This window comes from Stappia sp. TSB10P1A, from assembly GCF_900185725.1.
Taxonomy (GTDB): Bacteria; Pseudomonadota; Alphaproteobacteria; order Rhizobiales; family Stappiaceae; genus Stappia.
Genome location: NZ_FYAU01000038.1, coordinates 1 through 24,029, shown reverse-complemented (window position 1 = coordinate 24,029; position 24,029 = coordinate 1). Strand labels below are relative to the sequence as shown.

Below are 24,029 nucleotides of genomic sequence, written 5' to 3'. Positions count from 1 at the left end.
CGGGGCGCGCTCCCGAACCACGCCGCAACCGCCGTGCCTCCCCGGTCCCGGATCTTCGACCTTCGGCCTCGTCCGGAATGACGACGAGAGAGGCAGGAGCGAAGGCACGCCCACGCGAATCCCGCGCTCGGCCTGTCGTCCCGGTCTCAGCCTGTCAATCCCGGCCTCAGTGAAGCCGAAGACCGGGATCAAGTAACCCCAGGTCGTGCGGGTCGAGCCGTGACGGTGCCGCGAACGAGGCTCGCAGCGGCCGGAACTGCTGCTTTCGCACACCCACCCGCCCCGGCTGCTGCTGCTTTTCTACGCCCACGCGCCCCGGCGGATACTGGACGCCCGCCTTCGCGGGCGTGACAGCCGAGAGGGGGGCGAGCGCCTTTCGCCTCACACCCGCTGAGGGTGCCAATGGTTCCCGGATCTTCGGCCTGCGGCCTCGTCCGGGAAGACATCCTGAGTGAGAGGGGCGCGGCCTTGCCCCATCCACAGGTCGTCACACCGGGCAAGCGCAGCGCGACCCGGTGCCCATTGGCTGCCAGAGCGGCGGCGATGATACGCCCACGCGAACCCACACACAGAGTGTCATCCCGGTTTCGGCGCAGCCGAAGACCGGGATCAAGTAACCCCAGGTCGTGCGGGTCGAGCCGTGACGTTGCCGCGAGCGAACCTCGCAGCGGCCGGAACTGCTGCTTTCGCACACCCACCCGCCCCGGCTGCTGCTGCTTTTCTACGCCCACGCGCTCCGGCGGATACTGGACGCCCGCCTTCGCGGGCGTGACAGCCGAGAGGGAGGTGAGCGTCTTCCGTCTCACGCCTGCCGAGGGTGCCAATGGTTCCCGGCTCTTCGGCTTCGCCTGCGGCCGGGATGACCTCGGTGGGAGGGGCGTCGCCTAGCGCTCATCGGCCTTCGCGGGCGTGACAGCCGGGGAGGTGGCAAGCGCTCCCGTCTCATGCCGCAGTGTGGCCGCGCCTCTCCCGTGTCGCCCCGCGCATCCTCCCCACGCGTCCTCCCGAACGCGCTCCGATCGCCCTGCGGCCTAGAACGGGATTTCGTCGTCCATGTCCGGGCCGCCGCCGAAGCCGCCGCCCGACCCGCCCGACCCACCACCCGAGCCGCCGCCATAACCGCCGCCGGAGCCGCCGCCATAACCACCGCCGCCTGAGCCGCCGCCAGACCCTCCACCGTAGCCACCGCCGGAGCCGCCCTCATAGCCCCCGCCGCCGCCTTCGACAAAGCGGCCGCCACCACCGCCGCCGCCTTCGCCGCGGCCGTCGAGCATGGTCAGCGTCGAGTTGAAGCCCTGCAGCACGACTTCCGTGGAATAGCGATCCTGGCCCGACTGGTCCTGCCACTTGCGGGTCTGCAACTGGCCCTCGATATAGACCTTGGCGCCCTTGCGCAGATAGTTCTCCGCGACCTTGGCCAGGCCCTCGTTGAAGATCACCACGCGGTGCCACTCGGTGCGCTCCTTGCGCTCGCCCGAGCTGCGGTCGCGCCAGGTCTCCGAGGTGGCGATGCGCAAGTTGACCACCGGGCGCCCGTCCTGCATCCGGCGGACCTCAGGATCGGCTCCCAGATTGCCCACCAGGATCACCTTGTTGACGCTTCCCGACATTGTCGTCTCCTTGCCTGCCGGACGTTGCCGGCCTGTCCTCAAGCCGGCGCGTCGCGGCCGGGCTTGCTGCTTTACTGTTGCCCGCCCGCGCGCAGCGGCCGGGCTTGCTGCTTCGATGTGGTCCGCCGGCGCTGCGGCGGACCCCGTTGAGTGCATGCGGCGCGCCGGCGGCACGCCTTTGCGCGCCCCGGGGCCCGAGATCATCCCGTGGACCTTAGCCCCGGCCGGGACGCCGGCGAAAGGCCCGCGATCGGCGAACTGCAGCCTCGGCCCGCTTTTTGCGCGCATGCAGCCCGCTTTTCCACAATCGCTTGCCGCAGGCACGCAAGGCGGCTCAGTCCCGGATGACGTTGCCCCTTGCCCGCAGCGCCCGCCCGCACCACATGCCGGCAGTCTTGCGCGACAGTATATGTTCCTGATATGTTCACGCAATCGGATTCGCATCGGCGCGCGTAGAAAGGTCTGCCCCAGTCGAGCCGGGAGTTGCTTGAGCCGGGAGTTGCTTGAGCCGGGAGTTGCGGCTTGCCGGCTTCCGGCTGGTTGCGGCGCCGGCCGGACCAGACCGGATCGGACCAGACCGGATCGGGTCAGTCCGGATCAGGCGGGGCGGATCAGGCGGGGCGGACCGGCAACGGGAATCGACGGCACCCGGCGTATATCGTAGAAGGGCGTTGCCGCCGTCGGGCGGAGCGGCCCTGTCGTGCCCGGCCTGTCGTGCCCGGCCTGTCGTGCCGGGCCCTGTTCTGCTCCGGCTGCCCCAGGCTGCCGTTTCGTCCCGGCCGCGCCGGGGCCGTTTCCTCCCGGCGGCGCCGGGTAACGTTCAACCTGCCTTCGCGCCGCGCCCTCCCGCGCGGCCCGGAAGCCCGCAAAAGGCCGCAGGGCCGTCCATCCAGGGACCGCACGCATGTCCAAGCCGCGTTCGACCACCATGCCGCCCGCCTCCCTCGCCGACCGGCGGGTGATCAGCGTGCGCGGCGCGCGCGAGCACAATCTCAAGAACATCGACCTCGACCTGCCGCGCGACGCGCTGATCGTGATGACCGGCCTGTCCGGCTCCGGCAAGTCGTCGCTCGCCTTCGACACGATCTATGCCGAGGGCCAGCGCCGCTATGTCGAGAGCCTGTCGGCCTATGCCCGCCAGTTCCTGGAGATGATGCAGAAGCCGGATGTCGACCAGATCGACGGCCTGTCGCCGGCGATCTCCATCGAGCAGAAGACGACCTCGCGCAATCCGCGTTCGACCGTCGGCACGGTGACGGAGATCTACGACTACCTGCGCCTGCTGTTCGCGCGCATCGGCGTGCCCTATTCGCCGGCGACCGGCCTGCCGATCGAGAGCCAGACGGTCAGCCAGATGGTCGACCGGGTGCTGGCGCTGGAGGAGGGCTCCCGGCTCTACCTGCTGGCGCCGATCGTGCGCGGGCGCAAGGGCGAGTACCGCAAGGAACTCGCCGAACTGATGAAGAAGGGCTTCCAGCGCGTCAAGATCGACGGCACCTTCCACGAGATCGCCGACGCGCCCGCCCTCGACAAGAAGCTGAAGCACGATATCGACGTGGTCGTCGACCGCATCGTCGTGCGGCCGGACATCGCCGGACGGCTGGCGGATTCGCTGGAGACGGCCCTGTCGCTGGCCGACGGCATCGCCATCGCCGAATTCGCCGACAGGGCGCTGCCGGCACCGGCCGACGGCGCCGTGCTGCAGAACCGCAACGAGACCCACGAGCGCATGGTGTTCTCGGAAAAATTCGCCTGCCCGGTCTCCGGCTTCACGATTTCCGAGATCGAGCCGCGCCTGTTCTCCTTCAACAATCCGTTCGGCGCCTGCCCGACCTGCGACGGGCTCGGCACCACGCTCGCCTTCGAGCCGGAGCTGGTGGTGCCCGACCACACGCTGACCTTGCGCGAAGGCGCGGTGCTGCCCTGGGCCAAGACCGGCTCGACCTCGCCCTATTACGCCCAGACGCTGGAGGCGATCTGCCGCCATTTCGGCGCCTCGATGGCGACCCCCTGGGCCGACCTGCCGGAGCCGGTGCGCGAGACGATCCTCAACGGCTCGGGCCGGGAGAAGATCGAGTTCGTCTATGACGACGGCGTGCGCAGCTACCGCACCGCCAAGACCTTCGAGGGCGTCATCGGCAATATCGAGCGGCGCTGGCGCGAGACCGACAGCGAGTGGGTGCGCGAGGAGCTGTCGCGCTACCAGTCCGACCGTCCGTGCCCGGCCTGCAACGGCTACCGGCTGAAGCCCGAGGCGCTGTCGGTGAAGATCGCCACCCGCCATATCGGCGAGATCTCGCAGCTCTCCATCCGCGATGCCGCCGCCTGGTTCGCCGAGTTGCCGGCAAAGCTCACCGACAAGCAGTCGGAGATCGCCCTGCGCATCCTCAAGGAGATCCGCGAGCGGCTGCGGTTCCTCAACGATGTCGGCCTCGACTATCTGGCGCTGTCGCGCAATTCCGGCACCCTGTCGGGCGGCGAGAGCCAGCGCATCCGCCTTGCCTCGCAGATCGGCTCGGGGCTGACCGGCGTGCTCTATGTGCTCGACGAGCCGTCGATCGGCCTGCACCAGCGCGACAATGCCCGCCTGCTCGACACGCTGAAGCACCTGCGCGACCTCGGCAACACGGTGATCGTGGTCGAGCATGACGAGGATGCGGTGCTGACCGCCGACCATGTGGTCGATATCGGTCCCGGCGCCGGCATCCATGGCGGCGAGGTGGTGGCGCAGGGAACCCCGGCGGAGATCCTTGCCAATCCGAAATCGCTGACCGGGCAGTATCTGTCCGGCGCCATGGCGATCCCGATGCCGGCCGAGCGGCGCAAGCCGAAAAAACACCGCCGCATCCATGTGGCCGGCGCACGCGGCAACAACCTGAAGAACGTCTCGGCGGACATTCCGCTCGGCACCTTCACCTGCATCACCGGCGTCTCCGGCGGCGGCAAGTCGACCTTCCTCATCGACACGCTGTACAAGGCGGCGGCGCGGCGGCTGAACGGCGCGCGCGAGACGCCGGCCCCACACGACCATATCGACGGGCTGGAGCTGCTCGACAAGGTGATCGACATCGACCAGTCGCCGATCGGGCGCACGCCGCGCTCGAACCCGGCGACCTATACCGGCGCCTTCACGCCGATCCGCGAGTGGTTCGCCGGCCTTCCCGAGGCGAAGACGCGCGGCTATCAGCCGGGGCGCTTTTCCTTCAATGTCAAGGGCGGGCGCTGCGAGGCCTGCCAGGGCGACGGCGTCATCAAGATCGAGATGCACTTCCTGCCCGACGTCTATGTCACCTGCGATGTCTGCAAGGGCAAGCGCTACAACCGCGAGACGCTCGAGGTCGAGTTCAAGGGCAAGTCGATCGCCGACGTGCTCGACATGACGGTGGAGGAGGGCGCGCGCTTCTTCGCCGCCGTGCCGGCGGTGCGCGACAAGCTGGAGACGCTGGCCCGTGTCGGTCTCGGCTATATCAAGGTCGGCCAGCAGGCGACGACCCTGTCGGGCGGCGAGGCGCAGCGCGTCAAGCTGGCCAAGGAACTGTCGAAGCGGGCGACCGGCCGCACGCTCTATATCCTCGACGAGCCGACCACCGGCCTGCATTTCCACGATGTCGCCAAGCTGCTGGAAGTGCTGCACGAACTGGCCGACCAGGGCAACACGGTGCTGGTCATCGAGCACAATCTGGAGGTGATCAAGACCGCCGACTGGGTGATCGATCTCGGGCCGGAAGGCGGCGATGGCGGCGGCACCATCGTCGCGGCCGGCACGCCGGAGGAGATCGCCGAGGCGCCGGCGAGCCATACCGGCCACTTCCTGCGCGAGGTGCTGGAGCGCCGCCCGGCCCGCGGCATGACCGCAGCGGAATAGCTACGGGAAGACCGGCCGGCGGGAGGTGGCAGGTCCGCCTCTCGCTGCGTCAGCCGTGGCGGTGGCACCGCCCGCCTCATGCTTGCCGAGGTTACCAATGGGTCCCGGGTCGCGGCTTCGCCTTGCCCGGGATGACCTCGGAGGAGGAGGCACGGCCTCACATCCCCTCCGAGGTCACCCCGGCCGCGCGCAGCGCAGAGCCGGGGCCTATTGGCTGCCAGAGTGGTCGAGAGGACGCGCCTACCCCTCCCCGCGTCATCCCGCACGAAGCGCAGCGAAGATGCGGGATCGGCGAGCCGAGAGCCTCACGAAGGCACTCCCGAACAACACCACACCCGCCGTGCCTCCCCGGTCCCGGATCTTCGGCCTTCGGCCTCATCCGGGAAGACGCGGGGAGAGGCATGTGCGACAAATATCCGCCGAGGGTGCCAATGGTTCCCGGCTCTCCGGCTTCGCCTGCGGCCGGGATGACGGTCTGAGGGGGAGGCAGCGATGTGGGTCTCCGGTCCGGCCGGGATGACCTCCGAGGAGGAGGCACCGCCTCACCCCACCCTCTGCCGTCACACCGGGCAAGGCGCAGCCGCGCCCCGGTGCCCATTGGCTTCCAGAGCGGTGGTGGCGACACGCTGGCGCGAACTCCACGCTCAGCCTGTCGTCCCGGTCTCGGTGAAGCCGAAGGCCGGGACCCAGTAACCACGATCGATCGCGACTGACGCCTCGGCGCAACCGCCGGACGGCCGGAATCTGCTGCCCGTGCTCGTCCCTCTCCCCGCGTCCTCCCGGACGCAATCCTCTCCGTCGTCCTCCCGGACGGCGCGCTAGCGCCGAGCCGGGACCGGAGAGCCAGAAGCCTATCACATGCGCTTGGGTCGCCCCTCGAGCTTCCTGCCTCTCGGGGCGCGCAGCGCCTGGCCGGAATGCGCGCTTTGTGGAATGAATGATGGGGTGGACGGCCCTTCTCAACGGCATCGAAGTGCCAAAACGGGGTCGTTGAAACAACGCCACCAACAAGAGGAGCCGTCCGCCGTGGATATTAGCACCATTGGCTTCGATCTGGTCAAGCAGGTTTCTCCGGGTCACGGCGCCGACGCGGCCGGAACGACGTTCTGAGTGAGAGGGCGCAGCCTCACATCGCCTCAGAGGTCACCCCGGCCGCGCGCCAGCGCAGAGCCGGGGGCTATTGGCTGCCAGAACGGAAGCGATGATGCCGAAACCCCTCCTCTCGTCTTCCCGGACGGCGCGCAGCGCCGAGCCGGGACCGGCGAGCCTATCGGGCACGCGCCCGACCGACATCACAACCGCCGTGCCTCCCCGGTCCCGGATCTTCGGCCGTCGGCCTCGTCCGGGAAGACGCCAAGGAGGGGCCGCGGCCGGGACGACGCGGGGAAAGGTTGGAGCAAAACACCCGCCGAGGGTGCCTCTGGTTCCCGGCTCTCCGGCTTCGCGTGCGGCCGGGAAGACGGCCTGAGAAAGTGGCACGGCCTCACATCCCCTCCGAGGTCACCCCGGCCGCGCGCCAGCGCAGAGCCGGGGGCTATTGGTTGCCAGAGCAGCCGAAACGGCACACCGCCCTCGCGTTTCGTCCTCCCGGACGGCGCTCAGCGCCGAGCCGGGATCGGAGAGCGTATCGGGCACGCTCCCGACCGACATCACAACCGCCGTGCCTCCCCGGTCCCGGATCTTCGGCCTTCGGCCTCGTCCGGGAAGACGAAAGGAGAGGTCCGAGCGCATGAGCCTCGTCCTCGCACCTCCCGCCCCACATCTGCCGAGGTTGCCAATGGGGCGCGGCCGCGGCGAACTCCCCGAGGGATAAGTCCTTGAGGTCGGCGGCGAGCAGGGGGGCTGAAACCGCCTCCATCTTCCCACCCCGGAAGATAAATCGATTTTTACGATGATAATTACAAAAACAATCAGTTTGTGCGAATGAAAGCGTCCTGCCATCCTGCACCGGCATCGCAGGAGGCAAGGTATGAATTTCGCCGGAAGCGGAAAATATGAGACGAAATTCGCGGCGCGCGTCGCGAATTGGGGTCATGCTTTGCCCGGTCTTGCCTTGTGCGTCCTTCTCGCCCTTGCCGGCGAGGGGCTGCGGCGGCTTCCCGGCCTCGACCTGTTCGGGCCGATGGCGCTGGCGATGGCGCTGGGGCTGGGGCTGCGCGCGGTGCTGCCGCTGCCGGCGCTGGTCGTGCCGGGGGTGCGCCTTGCCGCCGGGCCGCTGCTGCGCGCCGCCGTCGTGCTGCTCGGCCTGCAATTGACGCTCGCCGACCTGCTGTCGCTGGGCCTGGCCGGGCTTGCCGTCACCGTCACCGCGCTTCTCGCCACCTTCGCGCTGACCCTGTGGCTCGGCCGCCGGCTCGGCGTCGCGCCGGAGCTCGCCCGGCTGATCGCCGCCGGCACCTCCATCTGCGGCGCCTCGGCGGTGGCCGCCGCCCGCACGGTGACCGGGGCGAGCGCGGGCGATGCTGCCTATGCGGTCGCCTGCGTCACCCTGTTCGGCACGCTCGCCATGGTCCTGATGCCGCTGCTGCCGCCGCTCGCCGGGCTGGATGCGGCCGGCTACGGCCTCCTTGTCGGCGCCTCGGTGCATGAGGTGGCGCAGGTGGCCGGCGCCGGCTTCCGCCATTCGGCGCAGGCGGGCGAGGCGGCGATGGTCGCCAAGCTGTCGCGGGTGCTGCTGCTGGCGCCGATGGTGCTGGGGCTTGCCGCCTGGCTGCGCCGCGGCGGTGCCAGCAAGGTCGCGCAGGACGGGGCCGCCCGCCTGCCGCTGCCGTGGTTCGTGTTCGGTTTTCTCGCCATGGTGCTGGTCGCAAGCAGCACCGAACTGCCCGAGGCCATCCGCGCCGGGGCCGGCATGGCGACGACCTTCCTGATGACGATGGCGCTGGCCGGCCTCGGCCTCGGCACCGATCTGCGCGAGATCGCTGCCCGCGGCCCCCGTCCGCTGCTGCTGGCCGCTCTCGCCGCCCTGTTCATCGCCGCGCTTGCCCTGCTAATGGTGAAGGTCCTGATGTGACGGCGGGCGGGGCGCGATGACGCTGGAGCAGTTGCGGATCTTCGTGGCGGTGGCCGAGCGCGAGCATGTCACGCGCGCGGCGCAGGCGCTTCATCTCACCCAGTCGACGATCAGCGCGGCGATCGCCGCGCTGGAGGCGCGCCACGACGTGCGCCTGTTCGACCGGGTCGGCCGGGGCGTCCGCCTGACCGAGGCCGGCCGGGTGTTCCTGGTCGAGGCGCGCGCCGTGCTCGCCCGCGCCGAGGCCGCCGGCGAGGTGCTGGCCGAGCTTGCCGGCCTGCGCCGGGGAACCCTGCGGATCGCCGCCAGCCAGACGGTCGGCGCCTATTGGCTGCCGGCGCGGCTGACGGCGTTTCGCGCCGCCCATCCGCGCCTTGCCGTCACCCTCGCCATCGGCAACAGCGAGCAGGTCGCCGCCTGGATCGGCGGCGGCGAGGCGGATCTGGGCATGGTCGAGGGGCCGGTGGCCGACGTCGACCTGTCGCCGGTCGAGGTCGGGCAGGACCGCATGGTGCTGGTGCTGCCGCCCGGCCATCCGCTCGCCCGTGGCGGCCCCCTCGATGCCACCGCGCTGAAGGCGCTGACCTTCGTTGCCCGCGAGGCGGGATCGGGCACCGGCGTGATGCTGGAGCGGCTGGGGGGAAGCTTCGGCCTGTCGCTTGCCGATCTCGACATCTCGATGGAACTGCCGTCGAACGAGGCGCTGCGCAGCGCGGTCGAGGCCGGGGCGGGGGCGGCCGTGCTCTCCGCGCTGGTGGCGGACGGGGCGGTGCGCTCGGGCCAGCTCGCGGCGCTGGAGCTCGACCTGCCGCCGCGTCCCTTCTTCGTGCTGCGCCACCGCGCCCGCCATCTTGCGCCCGCCGCCCGCGCCTTTCTCGGTGCCCTCGGCGTGGCCGCCGACGCGGCGTGAGGGGCGGGCGGTCCAACGCCCTTTCCTGGAATTGTCCATGCGTGTCAGGATGATGGCCGAATCGCCCAGGGGCCCCGCCACGCCATGTCCATCACCTGCGACTGCCTGATCATCGGCGGCGGCATTGCCGGCATCGGCCTTGCCGCGCATCTGGGCGCCGAGCGCTCCACCGTGGTGCTGGAGATGGAAGACGCGCCCGGCCGCCATGCCACCGGCCGCTCGGCGGCGATCTTCATCCGCAACTACGGCAATGCCACCTTGCGGGCGCTGAACGACGCGTCGGTCGAGGTGCTCAGTGGCGGCGGCGCTTTCGCGGAGACCGGCTTCCTTTCCCCGCGCGGTGAGCTGGTCGTCGCCCGGCCGGAGGAGATGGAGCGCTTCGCCGCCTATCTGGACGGCGCCGAGGGGCTGGAGCAGATCTCCGTCGCCGAGGCGATGCGGCTCTTCCCGATTCTCTCCGGCGATCATGTGGCGGCGGCCTATGAGGCAGGTGCCGCGGATATCGATGTCGACCGGCTGCTGCAGGCCTATCTGCGCGCCGCCCGCCATGCCGGCAGCCGGCTGGTTACCTCGGCGCGCGTCTCCGCGATTTCCCGCAAGGGCGGCGTCTGGCGGGTCGAGGCGGGCGGCGAGACCTATGAGGCGCAGGTCGTGGTCAATGCCGCCGGCGCCTGGGCGGACACCGTCGCCGGCCTTGCCGGCCTGTCGCCGCTCGGCATCCAGCCCTATCGGCGCTCGGCGGCGATCCTGCCGGCTCCGGCGGGCCTGGATGTCTCGGCCTGGCCGGCGGTGGTCAGCGCCTCGGAGGCCTGGTACGCCAAGCCCGAGGCCGGCAAGCTGCTGGTCTCGCCGGCCGACGAGGATCCGCTGCCGCCGCAGGATGCCTGGCCGGACGACATGGTGCTGGCCGAGGGGCTCGACCGGTTCGAGAAGGCGACGACGGTCGCGGTGACGCGGGTCGAGCGGAGCTGGGCGGGCCTCAGGTCCTTCGCGCCCGACCGCACGCCGGTCGCCGGGTTTTCGGGCGCGGCGGAGGGCTTCGTCTGGCTCGCCGGGCAGGGCGGCTACGGCATCCAGACCTCACCGGCGCTGTCGCGGCTTGCCGCCGACCTGATCCTCGAGCGGGCGCCAGTGCTGGCCCCCGCCGTCGTCGCGGCGCTGGCGCCCGGCCGGCTCGGCGGCTGAGCAGGGCAAAAGGGGGCCCTAAAGCCCCTGCAGCAGGTCGCGCAGCATATGGGTGATCAGGTCGATGCGGCCGAGCGCCTCGCGCAGCTCGTCCTGGTCGCGGTGGCTCAGCGCATCGACGCGCACCCGGTTGGTCGGCGGCACGCCCGCCTCCAGGTCGGCGATCTGCTGGGTCAGGATCAGCCGCATCAGGAAGCCGTGAATGTCGGCGAGCAGCTCCGCGTCGGGTTGCGAGCGGCCGGCCTTCTCCGCGGCCTGGCGCAGGCGCTGCGGCGTCGACAGCGAGACCACGCCATGGCGCAGGGCGATGGCGCGGGCGCCGGCGACGATCGGCAGCAGGCCGCCGGTCTTGAGGTCGACCCGGCCGGTGTCGTCCTTCTTGATGCGGCCGAACAGGCCGAGCGGCGCGGCATGGCTGCCGGCGGTGTCGCCGAGCGCCCGCAGCATGGAGAGCGAGCCGCGGGCGATCTCGCTCGTCTCCCGCCGCAGCCGGTCGGCGAGCCGGCTGCCGCCGCTGCCCGACACATGCGCCGGGGTGAAATCGTAGAAGATGTCGACGCTGAGCAGCGCCTGCGGCGAGGGGTGCCCGGCCCACTCGCGCGCCTGCGCCAGCCATTCGCCGAGGCGCCGCCGCCACGGCCGGTTCTTCGCCATCACCCCGCCCTTGCAATAGGGGATGCCGGCGCGGTCGAGGATCTCGTTGATGCGGGCGGCGAAGCGGGCGAACCAGTCCTCGGGATCGTCGAGGTTTCCCGCATAGTCGTCGGCGATCACCAGCGCGTTGTCCTGGTCGGGGGCGAGCAGGCTTTCGCCGCGCCCGCCCGAACCGAGCACCAGCAGCGCATAGTCGGCCGGCGCCGGGCCGTGGCCGGCGGCGACCAGCTCCGCCTCGGCCAGTTCCGCGGCGCGCGAGGTCATCGCCCGCGCCTCGGCGGCGATGATCGCGGCCACCTGCCGTGCGTCCTGGCCGTCGGCCAGCAGCCCGGCGGCGAGCGAGGGCAGGGCGGCCTGGACGCGGGCAAGGTCGCGCGGCCTTCCGGCGGCGGCGATCTCGTCGCCGACGGTGAGCGTCGCCAGCGCCCGCTTGCGCAGCAAGGTGCGCAGGGTGAAGACGCCGGCGAGCCGGCCGCCGGCGTCGGTGACGCCGATATAGCGCAGGTTGCGCCGGGCCATCAGGCCGAGCGCGCGGTAGAGGAACGTGTCCTCCGGCGCGCTGATCACCGGCGCGCTCATCAGCCGGGCGACCGGTTCGTCGCTGGCGCCGGCGCCCTCGCGGGCGAGCGCGTGCAGCACGTCGCGCTCGGTCAGGATGCCGGGCTCGTCCTCCTCGCCGGCCGGATCGACGATCAGGCAGCCGATCCGGCGTTCGGCCATCAGTTGCGCGGCCTCGTGCAGGCTCGCACCCTGGGCGATGGAGATCGGCGGGCTGCTCATCACGTCGCCGAGCCGGTGGCGGTAGAGAAAGCTGTCGATGGCGCGCTGGCTGCCGCCGCGCAGCACCGCGCGGGAGAAGTCCGGGCGGTCGGAGGGGCGGTCGAACCAGCCGGCCTCCTCCTGGCGGGCGATCAGGCCGGCGGGCTTGCGCGACAGGTTCTCCGCCTCGGCGAGCGTGCGCACCTCCTTGGCCAGCAGCGCCGGGATCAGGGCGGCATAGACCCGCGCCGTGGTCAGCGCGTCGCCATAGGCGGTGTGCCGGCCCTCCACCGGAATGCCGAGGCCGAGTGCCAGGCTGTCGAGCGAGGTGTCGATCATCGCCCGGTCGAGGCCGGCGGCCAGCAGCGCGATGTCGAGCGAGCGCGGCTCGCGCCAGGTGAGGCCGTGGCGGTCGGCCTCGTGGCGCAGCACGGCGAGGTCGAAATGGATGGAATGGCCGACGACGACCGAGTCGCCGATGAAGGCGAGCAGTTCCGGCCCCGCCTCGGCGAAGGTCGCCTGGCCGGCGACGTCCTGGTCGCCGAGGCCATGGATGCGGCGGGCGACTTCCGGGATCGGCATGCCGGGGTCGACCAGCTTGCGGAAGCTCTGTTCCGGGTGCAGCTCCACCCCTTCCATGCGCACCGCGCCGATCTGCACGATGCGGTCCTTGCGGATGTCGAGCCCGGTCGTCTCGGTGTCGAGCACAACCACGTCGAGCGCGATCAGCGGCGTCGCGCCGGCCCGCTGCCCGTTGCCGTCGCGTGCCGCCGGACTCACGGAACGGCCACCATCCGGTCGCTGAGCTGGCCGGCGAAGGCGACAAGGTCGATGCGTTTGCGCAAGGTCGCCTGGTAGTCGATGAAGCGGAAGGCGACGTTGTTGACCACCATCATCTTGTCGGCCTCGCGCACCGCGTCGTCGATCGGAGCGTGGTCGAGCAGGCGCAGCGCGGTGGCGATGGAGATCGCGTCCGGCTTCAAGGGCGGCTTGTCCATGTAGACCTCCAGCCGGCGGTCGAACTCCTCGATGGCGTCGGCCCAGCCCTGCTCGGCGCGGTGCGCGGGCACCTCCTCGGCGTCGAGCACGGCGCGATAGAGCTCGGCAAGGCCGCGGGCGCGCAGCTTCGGATCCTCGGGGAGATGCGGGCGGATCTCGGCCTCGATCATCAGGATCAGGTCCTGTGCCGCGACCGCGAAGGTCTCCCACTTGCAGATGGTCAGGGCGAAACCGAATCCCTCGTCCTGGAACAGGCGGGGCCCGGCCAAGAGCGTGCGGGCGCGCAGGTAGGAATAGCTCGCCCCTTGCGCGAGAAACGCGGCGCCTCCGCGGATCGCCTCGACCGCCGACGGCCAGTCGGATTTTTGCCGTTGGGGCAGAATGGACCCAATCAAATCAAGCACTTGGTGCGTCTCCCTGGTGGCCGGCCGGTTGGCTCCGGCGCCGTGATTAGTCTTTCGGATAACTTTCCTTTTCTACATTGAAGAGAATAACCTGACGGCGCAAGTGTCCCTGCATTGCAATATATCGCATGCTGCTTGTGCGAAGAAGTCGGGGAGGACCGATATTCGACTTTGTGATTATTGCAGCGGGGACGGTGGGGCTGACGGAGGTCGATCAGCCGACCGGGTGCATTCAGTGGGAGGATTTGTTTTGACCGAGAAACTGCCACCGGAAGTGGCGGAGGCGCACTGGACCAAGACGCGGAACCTGATGTGGGTGACGCTGGCGGTCTGGGCGATCTTCAGCTTCTTCATCCACTTCTTCGTAACGGCGATGAACAACATCGTCTTCCTTGGCTTCCCGCTCGGCTTCTACATGGCCGCACAGGGGTCGCTGATCGTCTTCGTCGTGCTGATCTTCTGGTTCTCTGCGCGCCAGAACGCCATCGACGAGGAATTCGGCGTCGCCGAAGACTGAGGGGGATCCAATGGCACTTTCCATGAAGGGTGATTTCACCGACAACCTGGGCAAGATCTACGGGATCTATGTCGGCGGCTTCGCCGCCTTCGTCGTCCTGATGGCGATCCTGTCCACGGTCGGCGTGCCCGACCGTTTCATCCTGTGGTCCTACATGGCCGCAACCATCGGCATCTACGCGTTCATCGGCATCATGTCGCGAACGGCGCAGGTCTCGGAATACTACGTCGCCGGCCGCTCGGTGCCCGCCGTCTACAACGGCATGGCGACGGGCGCGGACTGGATGTCCGGCGCGTCCTTCGTCGGTATGGCCGGCACGCTGTTCGTGCTGGGGTATGACGGCCTCGCCTTCGTGCTCGGCTGGACCGGCGGCTATGTGCTGGTCGCGGTGCTGCTCGCACCCTACCTGCGCAAGTTCGGCGCCTACACCGTGCCCGACTTCCTCGGCACCCGCTACGGCGGCAACGCCGCGCGGCTCGTCGGCATCGTCGTGCTGTTCTGCTGCTCGTTCACCTACATCACCGCCCAGGTCTATGCCTCGGGCATCATCGCCTCGCAGTTCCTCAACATCGACTTCGAATGGGCGGTGTTCGCCGGTCTTGCCGGCATTCTCGTCTGCTCGATGCTGGGCGGCATGAAGGCGGTGACCTGGACGCAGGTGGCGCAGTACATCGTGCTGATCGTCGCCTATCTGCTTCCGGCGGTGTGGATGTCGACCGTGCAGTTCGGCATTCCGATCCCGCAGTTGACCTATGGCGGCGCCCTGACGCAGATCGCCGAGTACGAGCGGATCCTGGAGGTCACGCGGACCCATGTGGCGCCGTTCCAGAGCTACAGCCCGCGCGACTACTTCTTCCTGATCTTCTGCCTGATGGTCGGCACCGCGTCGCTGCCGCACATCCTGATGCGCTTCTTCACGACCCCGACGGTTCGTGAGGCGCGCAAGTCGGTCGGCTGGTCGCTGTTCTTTATCTTCCTGCTGTACTTCACGGCTCCCGCCTATGCGGCTTTCTCGAAGTTCAACCTGATGGGTCTCTTCGTGGCGGCCGGCGCGGAGTCGAGCTACCAGCTCGCGTTCTCCGCGATCCCGCAATGGATGATCAACTGGGGCTCCATCGCCGGTCACCAGCTTGTGACGATCTGCGGCGTCAAGGCCGAGACCGTCGCGGCGATCCAGGCGGCCTGCGAGGCCAAGGGCTTCGCGGAAGGCTTCCCCTACAGCGAACTGCGGCTCAACAACGACATGATCGTGCTGTCGACCCCGTCGATCGCCGGCATGCCGATCTGGGTTGTCGGTCTCGTCGGTGCGGGCGGTTTCGCCGCGGCGCTCTCGACCGCCGACGGCCTGCTGCTGGCCATCGCCAATGCCCTGTCGCACGACGTCTACTACAAGATGATCGACCCCAAGGCCGACTCCAAGCGCCGCCTGATGGTCGCCAAGATCCTGCTTGTGGTGGTCGCGCTCGCCGCCGCCTTCCTGGCGCGCACCAAGCCGTCCGACATTCTGTCGATGGTGGCGTGGGCGTTCTCGATCGCCGCTGCCGGCCTCTTCGCCCCGCTCGTCATGGGCGTGTGGTGGAAGCGGACGACGACGATGGGCGGCATCCTCGGCATGGCCGCGGGCTTCCTCGTCACGATGTACTACCTGATCGGCAACGTCTACGGCTTCGACTTCGTCAAGGGCACGGGCGACGAGATCTCGTGGTTTGGCGTGCAGTCGATCTCCGCCGGCATCTTCGGTGTCCCCGTCGGGTTCGTCGTCACCTATGTGGTGTCGTTGATCACGCCGGAACCCAGTCAGGAGATGCAGGACTTCGTCGACCGTCTGCGACTGCCCAAGGGCGGCCAGTTGATGGTTCAATCCCACTGACAAAGTGGCTATAGAGATGGCGCAGGGCCTGGGCTTCCGGGCCCTGCGTTTTTCATTTCTCAAGGGACGGACAGACAGTCATGCCAGCTTCCGCGCTCGGCGGCATTCTCCTGCTCATCGCCACCTATCTGCTCGCGCTCGGCACCTTCCTGTTCGCCGGCGCCCCGGCCGAGGTGGCGATCTTCCTTGGCGGCACCTATGCGCTGACCGGGCTTGCCGCCTTCCTGTTCTCGCGCGGCCTGCTGGAGTTCTTCGTCGGCTCCGACCGCAACATCACCTTCTTCGTGGTGCTGCGAAAGCTGACCGACCCGCTGCTGGCGCTCACCGCGCCGATCACGCCGGGCTTCCTGATGCCCTTCGCCGTCTGCCTCTATGCGGCCTTCCTGTTCTTCCTGCTGAAGCTGTTCCTGTTCGGCGATGCCTTCCTCGGCGTGCCGCCGCTGTTCATCCTGCTCTATCTGGTGGTGGCCTCGGCGTTCTGACGGCCGGCGCGCCCGCCCCGGCGCGGGGCGATAACAGTTATCACCGGGGCGGAATTGACCCGGTCCAGGGTGCATGCGACCCAGTAGAGAGGCGAGGGGGCCGATCTTCAGGAGGGAGTTGCAATGCTGGATCTCAAGGGACGGGTGTCGATCTACCAGCCGGAGCAGGAAGGCCTGATCTTCCCGTATGAGCCGTCCTTCCAGAGCGTCGAGGAGGAGCGCCGGCACCGCAAGGAGCGCCTTGTCGCCGCCTGCCGCGCCTTCGCCCGGCAGGGCTTCGACTACGGTTTCGCCGGCCATCTCACCGTGCGCGATCCGGAGCGGCCGGAGCTCTACTGGACCAACCCGATGGCGATCCACTTCGACAAGGTGAAGATGTCGAACCTGATCCTCGTCGACCATGCCGGCACGGTGATCGAGGGCGATTACGCGGTGAACCGCGCCGGCTTCGTGCTGCATGCCAATGTGCACGAGGCGCATCCCGACATCATCGCCATGTGCCATGCGCACACGGTCTACGGCACCGCCTATGCCGCGCTTTGCCGGCCGATCGAGCCGATCACCCAGGATGCCTGCGCCTTCTTCGAGGACCATGTCATCATCGGCGACGAGGCCGGTGCGGTCGCGGTCGAGAACCATGCCGGCTCCAACGTCGCGGCGGCCTTCAAGGGCGTCAAGGCGGCGATCCACCAGAACCACGGCCTGCTGACGGCGAGCCGACACAGCATCGAGGCGGCGGCCTTCTGGTTCATCGCGCTGGAGCGCTGCTGCCAGCAGCAGCTCGCCATCGCCGCGGCCGGCATCCCGCCGGTCTATATCCGCGAGGACCGGGCCCGCTACAGCCGCGAGCATGTCGGCAGCGAATATATCGGCTGGCTGCATTTCCAGCCGATCTGGGAGCAGCTCCGCGAGGACTGCCCCGACATGTTCGACTGATACATGCTCGACTGATACATGCTCGACTGACGCCTGTTCGACTGACGATTGTCTGGCCTGCCTCCGGCGGCCGGTGCGGTCCCCGCGCCGGTCGTCTCCTTTCCTCCCCCGGCTGACGCCGTCCGCCTGCCTTGCTAGTCTGTCCCGCTGCCCGAGGGAGGCGGCGAGGGGGAGATGGACGGGGCATGGACGGGGCATGAAGGACAATCGTCTGCTGGAAATGCGGGTGTTCCGCGCGGTCGTCGAGGCGGGGGGCTTCCGCCATGCCGCCGACCGGCTGCGCGTCAGCCAGCCCTTTGTCAGCCAGAGCGTTTCGGGGCTGGAAAAGCGGCTGGGCGTCAAGCTGCTGCACCGCTCGACGAGGGGGCATCGGCTGACCGACGAGGGGCGGGCCTATTTCGAGGCCTGCGTGCGCGCCGTCGACATGGTGGAGGCGGCGGAGGGGGAGGTCTCCGCCGCCACGCGGGCAGCCGCCGGGGAGCTGCGCGTCAGCGCGCCCATCGCCTTCGGCACCGACCAGATCGTGCCGCGCATTCCCGAGTTCCTGAAGCGGCATCCGGGGCTGACCCTCGCCCTGTCGCTGACCGACCGCTTCGCCAACCTGATCGAGGAGAACATCGACGTCGCCGTGCGCATGGGACGGCTGGAGGGATCCTCGCTGATGAGCCGCAAGCTCTGCGACCTGCAGCGGATCGTCGTCGCCGCGCCCGCCTATCTCGCCGCGCACGGGCCCATCGCCCATCCGCGCGACCTTTCCCGCGCCAATTGCCTGCTGTGGGAGGGGCGGCGCGGCCATCTCAACCGCTGGCCGTTTCTCGTCGGCGGTGCGGTCGAGACGGTGACGGTGACCGGGGATTTCCGCAGCGCCAACGGTCTGTCGCTGGTGCAGCTCTGCCTTGCCGGCCACGGCGTCATGCGCATGGCCGAGCATCTCGCCAATCCGGCCATCGCGCGCGGCGAGTTGGTGCCGCTGCTCGCCGACTATCAGGTGCGCGACGACACCGCCTTTCACGCGGTCTATCTGCCCGAGCGCCAGCTTCTGCCGCGCGCGCGCCTGTTCATCGACTATCTGGTCGAGACCTTCCGCGTTCCGCCCTGGTCGGTGCCCTGATCCCGTCCCATATGTCGTGAGACGGCCGCGTTCTTGCGGTTGTTCCCGGCGTGGGCGTAAGATGGTCCCGCGGATACGGCATCCGCCGGGCAGCGAGGTGCGACGATGGCTCACGATCCCAAGGTCGAGGAACGTCCGGGCGAGACCCGCGACGGCGAGGGCCGCCCCGCGCCGAAATTCAGCACGGAGGAGGTCCTGCGGGCGCGCAAGGACGGTGCGCCGCGCCGTTCCAGCGAAGAGATCGTCCGCCGGGATGTGAAGCGTTTCGCCGAGACCCTTAAGGCGCTCGGCGAATGATCGAGCCGACATGGCTCACGCTTGAGGACATCGACGTCATCGTCCGGGCGATAGAGGCCGAGTTTCCCGGCCATTTCATCGAGCTTTATCCCCACAAGATCGGCGATCTGGAGGCTGGCCTTCATCGCGCCCGCAACAAGTGGGCGTTCGAGTATCAGAGCGACCTGATGATCCTGGCGGCGGAGCATGCGTTCGGCATCGGCAAGGCGCATGCCTTCGGTGACGGCAACAAGCGCATCTGCTTCCTGGCGGCGACCTTGTTCCTGCAGCACAACGGCGTCGACCTCGTGGAGCCGGAACCGCGGTTCTTTGCCCAGCCGATCAAGGATCTGATGGCGAACCTGATGACCGTCGATCAACTCGCCGAGCTGTTCGAGCCGCATGCGACACTGATCGACGACGCCGGCTGAGCCCCGCCCCGATTGCCGCATCCCCCGTGCGGTGCTACAGGGGGCGCCTTGCGGCATTCTAGCAACGGACGGTGTGCGATGAGCGACAAGGACATCTATTCCGGCCTGACCCAGCTCGGCAGCGCGACGCAGATCCCGGCGAGCCCGGAAGCGGCGGTGCTGGAGCGGGTGCCCAATCCGCAGCCGGATGTGCGCTATGCCGTGCGCTTCACCGCGCCGGAATTCACCTCGCTCTGCCCGATGACCGGCCAGCCCGATTTCGCGCATCTGGTCATCGACTACCTGCCGGCCGGCTGGCTGGTGGAGAGCAAGTCGCTGAAGCTCTATCTCACCTCGTTCCGCAACCACGGCGCCTTCCACGAGGACTGCACGGTCAGCATCGGCCGGCGGCTCGTCGGCCTGCTGGCGCCGGAGTGGCTGCGCATCGGCGGCTACTGGTATCCGCGCGGCGGCATGCCCATCGACGTCTTCTACCAGACCGGCCCGGCGCCCACGGACGTCTGGATCCCCGACCAGGGCGTGCCGCCCTATCGCGGCCGGGGCTGAGCGACTCACGCCGTCTCCTCCGCGATCGCCAGCGCGCCATAGTCGGCGACCGTCGTCAGCCGGCTCGCCAGCACCACGGCGAAGGAGAGGGCGAAGAGGGCCGCCACCACGGCGAGCCCGGCCTGCGGGGTGACGGCGGTGGCGATGGCCCCGCCCGCCAGCGCGCCGAGCGGCCGCGTGCCGTAGATCGCCGTCTGGATCACCGCGTTGACCCGCCCCAGCATCTGCGCCGGCGTCACCAGTTGGCGCACCGTGTTCTGCGTCACCAGCCACATCGACGGGCCGAAGCCGAGCACGAAGAACGCCGCCATCAGCAAGGGGCCGGGATTGCCTTGCGGCAGCGCCAGGAGCATTGCGGCGGCAACGACCGAGCTGCCGGGGCCGAACATCAGCACCAGGCGCGGGGCGATGCGGCCTGCGATCCGTCCCGCCACATAGGTGCCGGCGACCGAGGCGAGGCCGAAGGCGGCCATCGCGCCGGCAAAGAGCGTCGCCTCGCCGCCATGGTCCTGCGTGATCACCGGCACGGCCAGCACCACCAGCATCGCGAAGGCGAAGTTCCAGAACACCGCGCAAAAGGTGATCGGCAGCAGCATCGGGTGGCGCAGCACGAAGCCGGCCCCCTTCGCCAGCCGCCGGATCAGCGCCTCGCGCTGCTGCGGGCGTGACACCGATTTCGGCAGTGGCGCGGTCAGGATCAGCGCCGACAGCGCGCAGGCGCCCGCAAACCAGAACACGGCGGCGGCCCCCGTTACGTCCAGCATCAACCCGAGGGCGAGCGGCACGGCCAGCGAGGCGACCGAGCGCGGCAGGGAGATCGCCGCATTGGCACGGGCAAGATCGGCCTGCGCCACGATCCGCGGCAGCATCGACAGGCTCGCCAGCCCGTAGAGCACGATGCCGAGGCCGGCGAGCGCGATCGCCCCGGCAAAGGGCAGGATCGCCCCGGCTCCGATGGCGAGCGCCGCCGCCGCAAAGCCTCCGAGCGACAGCAGCGCCGAGGCAAGGACCGCGCTGCGCGGCTCTGTGCGGTCGACCAGCACGCCGAAGGGCAGGCTGCCGACCAGATGCGCCATCGACTGGCAGGCGACCAGCAGGCCGATGGTGCTGGCGCTCGCCCCGAAGACGGTGGCGGCGACGATGGGGACGGCGACCAGCGCGATCTGGTCGGCGATGTTCAGTCCGTAGGACGAGGCGACAAGTCTGTCGAGGGCGCGCATTTGAGGCTCCGCTGGCGGTGACGCGCGCGACTTTACGGACGTCGGCCCACCCCGTTCGACCCGATTTGCGAGCGGGCGGTCTCCCGCAACCGCTTGATCCGGCCTGCTGGAAGCTCTCTTTCTATTCAAAGCCAGTTTTCAGGATCCCGGCCGCCATACACCACGGCAACCACGAAAATCCCGTACGGCATCGGCTCATAGATGATGATGTAGCTGCCCTCGACGAGGATGCGAGCGGTAGGACTTAGCTCCGGGCGGGGAGCGCCCATCTCAGGCTGACCTGCCGCCAGCTCGGCCTTGTCCAGCAATCGCCGCAGCAAGGCATCCGCCGCCGCTTCGTTGTCTGGCGCAATATCGTGCCATATGCCGCGAATATCCCGCTCGGCGCGAGGGCTTAGAACGTAGTCAGCCACGCGACCCGGCTTCCGCCTTCAGCTCTGCCAACAAGGTGTCGGCGTCGACCGACCGGCCTTCGCCGCTGGCCATGCCTTCATTATAGGCGTGTTTCAAACGTGCCATCTCCAGCTTGCGTAGTTCCTGGCGCTGCTCCCACAGGCGCAGCGCATCGCGAACCACCTCGCTGTTCGAGGCATAGGAGCCGGATTCCACCGCGCTCTTTAGCTGCGCCACCTGCTGCGCAGAAAGGGAGACGGTGAGTGTTTTCATCGGTGCCGTTTTCATGCCGGTAGTATGGCATTCCTCACAATTCCTAACAAGGATTATTAGTGATGGCTGCAGCCCGCCGGCTCCGCCGCTTCGGGAATGCCGAGGCCGAGGGTCGTGGGATCGATGCGGCCAGCGATTTGCGAGCGGGCGGTCTCCCGCAACCGCTTGATCCGGCCTGCTGCGGATGCGAAGACGAAAGCCCGTTCCCATGGGGCCGCCTGCCGTGACCTATCTGCTGCTCAAGTATCTCCACATCCTCGGCGCCATCGTCATTCTCGGCACGGGCAGCGGCATCGCCTTCTTCATGCTGATGGCGCATCGCTCCGGCAGCGCCGCCTTTATCGCGCAGACCTCGGCGGTCGTCGTGCTGGCCGACAAGCTGTTCACCGCCACCGCCGTCGCGGTGCAGCCGGTCACCGGCACTCTGCTCATGCGCGAGAGCGGATACGCCTTCACCGATGGCTGGATCGCCCTGTCGCTGGGGCTCTACCTCGTCGCTGGCGCCTTCTGGCTGCCGGTGGTGTGGATCCAGGCGCGCATGCGCGATCTCGCGCGCGGTGCCGCCACTGAGGGCGCGCCGCTTCCCGCCGCCTATCACCGCCTGTTCCGCATCTGGTTCGTCTTCGGCTTTCCCGGCTTCGGCTCGGTCGCGGCGATCCTCTGGCTGATGATCGCAAGACCGGAGCTCTGACCGATGGCCGCCGACGCTCCCACCATCGCCGTTCTCGGCGCCTCCGGCCTCATCGGCCAGGCCGTGGCGCTGGATCTCCTGCGCCGGGGTTTTCCGGTCGCGGCGTTCGCCCGCCGCTTCACCGGCGCACAGAAGGCCGCGCTCGGCGCCGCTGCCGTCGAGGCGCCGCTGGTCGATCTGGACGCGCGCGGCCTCGCCACCCTGCTGGCCGGGCGCAAGGTCGATATCCTCGTCAACTGCATCGGCGTGTTGCAGGACATGCCGGGCAAGGGCACCGCAAGCGACGCGCATGGCGGCTTCGTCTCGCGGCTTTTGTCCGCGATGGGGCAGCAGGGCGCGCGGCCGCAGCTCCTGGTGCATCTGTCGATCCCCGGTTTGGCCGAGGACGACCGCACCGCCTTTTCCGCCACCAAGCGCGAGGCCGAGCGTCTGATTTCCGGCAGCACCGTTCCCTTCGCGATCCTGCGGCCCGGCTTCGTCGTCGCGCCCGTGGCCTATGGTGGCAGCGCGCTGATCCGCGCCCTTGCCGCGCTGCCCCTGCGCCTGCCGCAGGAGGAAGCCTCGCGCCCCTTCGCCGCGACCGATGTCGCGGACATTTCCCGCACAGTCGCTTTCCTCGCCGATGCCTGGGGGCAGGGGCGGCGCGACTGGCGCGAGACCTGGGACGTGATGGAGCGCCGCCCGCACACCGTCGGCGAGGTGGTCGAGGCCTTCCGCGCCCGCATCGGCGGGCCGGCGCCGCGCTGGCGGCTGCCGCGTGCGCTCCTGTCGCTGGGGGCGCGGGCGGGGGATCTTGCTGCCCGTCTCGGCTGGGCACCGCCGGTGCGCAGCACGGCGCTCGCCGAGATGCGGCGCGGCGTTGCCGGCGATCCCGCCCCTTGGGTAGCGGCGACACGCCTTGAGCCGCGCTCGCTGGAGGCGGCGCTCGCCCGTTATCCCGCCGGCGTGCAGGAGCTCTGGTTCGCCCGCCTCTACCTCTTGAAGCCGGCGATCCTCGCCATTCTCGTCGTCTTCTGGTTCGTCTCGGGGCTGATCGCGCTCACGGTGGCCTTCGAGGCGGCGGTGGCGATCCTGACGGCGCATGCCTTCCCGCCGCTGCTGGCGAAGGTGGTCACCGTGGTCACCAGCCTTGCCGACATGGCCATCGGCGCGGCCATCGCGGTCCGGCGCTGGTGCCGCGCCGGGCTCCTCGCCGGCATCGCCCTGTCGCTCTTCTACATGGCGGGCGCGGCCGTGCTCACGCCGGAGATGTGGGTCGAGCCGCTCGGCGCGCTGGTCAAGACCGGCCCGGCCATCGTGTTGATGCTCGTGGCGCTGGCGATCTTCGAAGACCGCTAGCGCGGCTGCAGGCGCGGGGCGCCTCAGGGCAGCCCCTCCCTCTCGGATGTCATCCCGGTTTCGGCGCAGCCGAAGACCGGGAACCAGTAACCCCGATCGGTTCGGCTCAGGCCTCAGCGCCGCCGCCAGAAGGCTGGAGGTTGCCGCCTGCGTGCCACCATCCGCCCCGGCGGATACTGGACGCCTGCCTGCGCAGGCGTGACAGCGGAAGGGGGGGCGACGCCGTCCCGCCTCAAGCCTGCCGCATGACCCACGCACTGCCCCACGCACGCCCCCCGCGTCCTCCCGCACGCTCCAGCCTCTCTCCTCGTCATTCCGGACGAGGCCGAAGGCCGAAGATCCGGAACCGGCGAGCTGGACTTGCTTCGCAAAAGTGGAGAGGGTTTCCTGGCCTTGGAGGGCTTTTGATGAAGCAGCAACGATTTACGCAGGAGTTCCGGGACGAAGCGGTTCGGCTGGTTGTTTCGGTTGGTCGTCGCCAGGCGGAGGTTTCGCGGGAACTGGGGATAGGCTTGTCGACGCTGGAGCGGTGGGTTGCCTCGGCTC

Annotated in this window: 21 protein-coding genes; 15 read left to right on the top strand and 6 right to left on the bottom strand. The window is 69.2% G+C overall.

The features are described 5' to 3' along the window. Positions 1–1,031: 1,031 nt before the first annotated feature. Positions 1,032–1,610, bottom strand: a complete 579-nt coding sequence (locus TSB10P1A_RS22205; RefSeq protein WP_186390156.1) for a single-stranded DNA-binding protein — start codon at positions 1,608–1,610, stop codon at positions 1,032–1,034. A 928-nt stretch (positions 1,611–2,538) separates the two neighbouring features. On the opposite strand from TSB10P1A_RS22205, the gene uvrA reads away from it, so the two are divergent. The 4 genes from uvrA (at position 2,539) to TSB10P1A_RS22185 (ending at position 10,583) form a co-directional block, all read left to right on the top strand. Continuing rightward, positions 2,539–5,475, top strand: coding sequence for an excinuclease ABC subunit UvrA (uvrA, locus tag TSB10P1A_RS22200; protein WP_186390158.1), 2,937 nt, complete (start codon positions 2,539–2,541; stop codon positions 5,473–5,475). A gap of 1,969 nt (positions 5,476–7,444) precedes the next feature. Continuing rightward, entirely contained in the window at positions 7,445–8,488 is a 1,044-nt protein-coding gene (locus TSB10P1A_RS22195; protein WP_186390155.1) for a YeiH family protein, read from the top strand. Between the two features lie 16 nt (positions 8,489–8,504). Further along, positions 8,505–9,398 carry a LysR family transcriptional regulator gene (locus TSB10P1A_RS22190; RefSeq protein WP_186390154.1) on the top strand — a complete coding sequence of 298 codons (894 nt, stop codon included), beginning with the start codon at positions 8,505–8,507 and terminating at the stop codon, positions 9,396–9,398. 84 nt (positions 9,399–9,482) lie between these two features. After that, a complete protein-coding gene (locus tag TSB10P1A_RS22185) occupies positions 9,483–10,583 on the top strand; it encodes an FAD-binding oxidoreductase (RefSeq protein ID WP_186390153.1) in 1,101 nt (366 codons plus the stop codon). An 18-nt stretch (positions 10,584–10,601) separates the two neighbouring features. On the opposite strand, the gene TSB10P1A_RS22180 is transcribed toward TSB10P1A_RS22185, so the two are convergent. Together TSB10P1A_RS22180 and TSB10P1A_RS22175 are read right to left on the bottom strand one after the other, a co-directional pair. Further along, positions 10,602–12,776 carry a DUF294 nucleotidyltransferase-like domain-containing protein gene (locus tag TSB10P1A_RS22180; RefSeq protein WP_186390152.1) on the bottom strand — a complete coding sequence of 725 codons (2,175 nt, stop codon included), beginning with the start codon at positions 12,774–12,776 and terminating at the stop codon, positions 10,602–10,604. Then, the gene (locus tag TSB10P1A_RS22175) at positions 12,773–13,399 is read right to left on the bottom strand and encodes an esterase (protein WP_186390151.1); all 627 of its coding nucleotides are present in this window, start codon (positions 13,397–13,399) and stop codon (positions 12,773–12,775) included. Before TSB10P1A_RS22175 ends, TSB10P1A_RS22180 begins: the two co-directional genes overlap by 4 nt. Before the next feature lie 250 nt (positions 13,400–13,649). Here TSB10P1A_RS22175 and TSB10P1A_RS22170 point away from each other — a divergent pair, with 250 nt between their 5' ends. The 8 genes from TSB10P1A_RS22170 (at position 13,650) to queF (ending at position 19,568) form a co-directional block, all read left to right on the top strand. Continuing rightward, positions 13,650–13,916 carry a DUF4212 domain-containing protein gene (locus TSB10P1A_RS22170; protein ID WP_244293213.1) on the top strand — a complete coding sequence of 89 codons (267 nt, stop codon included), beginning with the start codon at positions 13,650–13,652 and terminating at the stop codon, positions 13,914–13,916. Positions 13,917–13,926: 10 nt separating this feature from the next. Beyond that, on the top strand, positions 13,927–15,786 hold the full coding sequence (locus TSB10P1A_RS22165) for a sodium:solute symporter family protein (protein WP_186390149.1): 1,860 nt from the start codon (positions 13,927–13,929) through the stop codon (positions 15,784–15,786). An 80-nt stretch (positions 15,787–15,866) separates the two neighbouring features. After that, a complete protein-coding gene (locus tag TSB10P1A_RS22160; RefSeq protein WP_186390148.1) occupies positions 15,867–16,268 on the top strand; it encodes a hypothetical protein in 402 nt (133 codons plus the stop codon). A 123-nt stretch (positions 16,269–16,391) separates the two neighbouring features. Continuing rightward, positions 16,392–17,204: a class II aldolase/adducin family protein gene (locus tag TSB10P1A_RS22155; protein ID WP_186390147.1), complete on the top strand. Its 813-nt coding sequence runs from the start codon at positions 16,392–16,394 to the stop codon at positions 17,202–17,204. A 196-nt stretch (positions 17,205–17,400) separates the two neighbouring features. Beyond that, entirely contained in the window at positions 17,401–18,315 is a 915-nt protein-coding gene (locus tag TSB10P1A_RS22150) for a LysR family transcriptional regulator (RefSeq protein ID WP_186390146.1), read from the top strand. 105 nt (positions 18,316–18,420) lie between these two features. Beyond that, the gene (locus TSB10P1A_RS22145; protein ID WP_186390145.1) at positions 18,421–18,612 is read left to right on the top strand and encodes a hypothetical protein; all 192 of its coding nucleotides are present in this window, start codon (positions 18,421–18,423) and stop codon (positions 18,610–18,612) included. Next, positions 18,609–19,022 carry a type II toxin-antitoxin system death-on-curing family toxin gene (locus TSB10P1A_RS22140; RefSeq protein WP_186390144.1) on the top strand — a complete coding sequence of 138 codons (414 nt, stop codon included), beginning with the start codon at positions 18,609–18,611 and terminating at the stop codon, positions 19,020–19,022. The genes TSB10P1A_RS22145 and TSB10P1A_RS22140 overlap by 4 nt, the downstream gene beginning before the upstream one ends. A gap of 78 nt (positions 19,023–19,100) precedes the next feature. Continuing rightward, complete coding sequence (queF, locus tag TSB10P1A_RS22135; protein WP_186390143.1) at positions 19,101–19,568, top strand: preQ(1) synthase; 468 nt, start codon at positions 19,101–19,103, stop codon at positions 19,566–19,568. Positions 19,569–19,573: 5 nt separating this feature from the next. Here queF and TSB10P1A_RS22130 read toward each other — a convergent pair whose 3' ends face one another. The 3 genes from TSB10P1A_RS22130 to TSB10P1A_RS22120 form a co-directional block, all read right to left on the bottom strand. Continuing rightward, positions 19,574–20,788, bottom strand: a complete 1,215-nt coding sequence (locus tag TSB10P1A_RS22130; protein ID WP_186390142.1) for an MFS transporter — start codon at positions 20,786–20,788, stop codon at positions 19,574–19,576. A gap of 125 nt (positions 20,789–20,913) precedes the next feature. Next, positions 20,914–21,201, bottom strand: coding sequence for a type II toxin-antitoxin system RelE/ParE family toxin (locus tag TSB10P1A_RS22125; protein WP_186390141.1), 288 nt, complete (start codon positions 21,199–21,201; stop codon positions 20,914–20,916). Continuing rightward, on the bottom strand, positions 21,194–21,454 hold the full coding sequence (locus tag TSB10P1A_RS22120; RefSeq protein ID WP_186390140.1) for a type II toxin-antitoxin system ParD family antitoxin: 261 nt from the start codon (positions 21,452–21,454) through the stop codon (positions 21,194–21,196). Before TSB10P1A_RS22120 ends, TSB10P1A_RS22125 begins: the two co-directional genes overlap by 8 nt. Before the next feature lie 208 nt (positions 21,455–21,662). On the opposite strand from TSB10P1A_RS22120, the gene TSB10P1A_RS22115 reads away from it, so the two are divergent. From TSB10P1A_RS22115 to TSB10P1A_RS24030, 3 genes are all read left to right on the top strand, one after another. After that, on the top strand, positions 21,663–22,145 hold the full coding sequence (locus TSB10P1A_RS22115) for a DUF2269 family protein (RefSeq protein WP_371515154.1): 483 nt from the start codon (positions 21,663–21,665) through the stop codon (positions 22,143–22,145). 3 nt (positions 22,146–22,148) lie between these two features. Then, complete coding sequence (locus TSB10P1A_RS22110; protein ID WP_186390139.1) at positions 22,149–23,483, top strand: SDR family oxidoreductase; 1,335 nt, start codon at positions 22,149–22,151, stop codon at positions 23,481–23,483. Between the two features lie 245 nt (positions 23,484–23,728). Further along, positions 23,729–24,029: transposase (locus tag TSB10P1A_RS24030; protein WP_208987189.1), on the top strand; the 301-nt coding region annotated here is incomplete at its 3' end.